2 protein-coding genes are annotated in these 2,202 nt (G+C 47.1%); both read right to left on the reverse strand.

Annotation, left to right across the window (positions count from 1 at the left end; translation table 11 throughout):
- Positions 1-130: 130 nt before the first annotated feature.
- Positions 131-1,306, reverse strand: a complete 1,176-nt coding sequence (locus RMO84_RS20820; protein ID WP_310490347.1) for an MFS transporter — start codon at positions 1,304-1,306, stop codon at positions 131-133.
- Between the two features lie 242 nt (positions 1,307-1,548).
- A partial coding sequence (locus RMO84_RS20825; protein ID WP_310490348.1) for an MFS transporter occupies positions 1,549-2,202 on the reverse strand: 654 nt, incomplete at its 5' end.

The following is a 2,202-nucleotide window of genomic DNA, read 5'->3' on the forward strand; positions in this document are numbered from 1 at the left end:
GGTTAGGGGATAGAGGTTAGGGGATAGTTAGCTGGATCGCGATCGTGTTAAAAATATCACTATTGTGCAAGTTAGCGATTTCAGCTCGAATATTCTGTATTTGAGAATACCGATCGAATTCGGGCGATCGTTATGAAGAGATTTTCGGTGGCGATTTTAAGAACGTCTGTTGCAATAGGCCAGTACAACTGAGGGCAAAGATAATCAGTAATCCAAAGCCTAGTGTATAGCTGCCAGTCGCCTCACGACAAATTCCCAACACGATCGGCGGAAAAAATCCGCCCAATCCCCCCGCAGCACCGACTAAACCCGTAACACTGCCTGTCTGGTTGGGGAAATATTGCGGGACGAGTTTGAAGACACCCCCATTACCCAGCCCAAACAATACCGCACAGCATACAGTCCCGATCGTAAATAGCCAGATTGAAGACGTCGCCAGCAACCAACTAGTCGCCGCAATGCCCAGAAAGACATAGAGTAGCAGTTTTTGACCGCCCAATCGATCGCTCAAAATTCCCCCAATTGGGCGCGATAGCGTGGCGATTAACACAAAAATTGCCGTTCTTGCCCCCGCATCTGCTGGAGCCAGTGCAAACACTTCTTTATAAAGCGTCGGTAAGTAAATACTTAGGGCGACGAATCCCCCAAAAGTCAGGGCATAAAAGCCACTCAATACCCAACACAATTTTTCAGTCTTTAAAACTTGGATATTTTCTGAGAACGTTTTCGATTTACTCGGCGGCTTGGCATTATTAGCAGCAAAGGCAAACACGATCCCCCAAGCTACTGCTACCGCACCAAACACCACGAACGTAGCAGGAATACCGATTTGCCCTGCTAATACTGGCCCCCCAAACACGGCCACCGACTGCCCGATATTCCCCGCCCCATAGATCCCCAATGTTGTCCCCTGTTGACTGGGTGGGAACCACCCAGAGACAAAAGCTACGCCTACAGCAAAAGATGTCCCAGCTAAACCCATCAAGAAGCCCCAGCAGAGCAAGCTAGGATAGGAATGATTTAATGACAGCGCAACGGCGGGGATAATCGTAAACGCTAATAAGCTACTAAATACTATTCTGCCGCCATAGCGATCGGTCAATAGTCCCAAGGGAATCCGCCCCACCGAGCCTAATAAAACAGGAATGGCAATCATCACGCTCGCTTGGGTGACAGATAGCCCCAATTCTTTTTTTAATAAGGGTGCCAATCCAGAGATAATCCCCCAGTTGGCAAACGCCACGGCAAACGCCATTGTTGCTAGAAATAGATTTTGATTGGCTGGGGATCGATCGGATGTATTCATGCGCACTGAAAAGACACTCAGAATATGATGTCACTAGATCGCGACATAAAAATGGGATAGATATCGGATATCTATCCCATTTTTAAAAATATCGATGCTAGTAGTGCATACCAAACCTAATCGGAGGAGAGACTATTGGCGTTATGGCTCTAAAATTCGATTTCCCACTTTGCCAAACATCATTATTCCCTAAAAAATTAAAACCTAAAGCCTAAAGCCTAATACCTAAAGCCTTAAAACTTCTAATCTCGCATTCCAAAGCCGCTCGTACCATTAATCGGTACGGCTTGAGCTTGAGCTTCAGCAGCAGGCTCCAATCCAAACGAGTTTTGCGGCTCCTTGAGGAAAAAGGCACACATGAAGGCGCATACCAAAGCACCGATACCCATTGACGCAAATAATGTCGGTGCGTCAGTCAGGCTGAAAATAGTTAGATAGACGACACCACCAAAGTTACCGTAAGCCCCGACGTTACCCGCTACTTGTCCGGTAATTTCTTTTTTAATCAGCGGGACGATCGCAAATGTACCACCACAACCAGCCTGAGCGAATAATGCGCCAAACATCGTCACTGCGACGGCGACTGGCAATGCCCACGTTTTATCGATTTGATGAGCCAATAGATAACCAACCCCGATTAAGGCAGTTACGATCGTCATCGTCCATTTCCGCGAACCAAATTTATCGGAGATAAAACCACCACTAGGGCGCGAAAAAAGATTCAAGAAGGGGTAGCTAGCCGCAATCATCGCCGCAGCAGCATGTTGAAGTCCGAATGTTTTTTCAAAGAAGACAGGCAACATCGAGACAGCCGCAAGCTCGGAACCAAAGTTGGTGATATAAGTAAATTGCAACAAGGCAACCTGACCGAATTCATATCGCTCGGCTGGTGCAAA

Source organism: Chamaesiphon sp. VAR_69_metabat_338 (assembly GCF_031423935.1).
Lineage (GTDB): Bacteria > Cyanobacteriota > Cyanobacteriia > Cyanobacteriales > Chamaesiphonaceae > Chamaesiphon.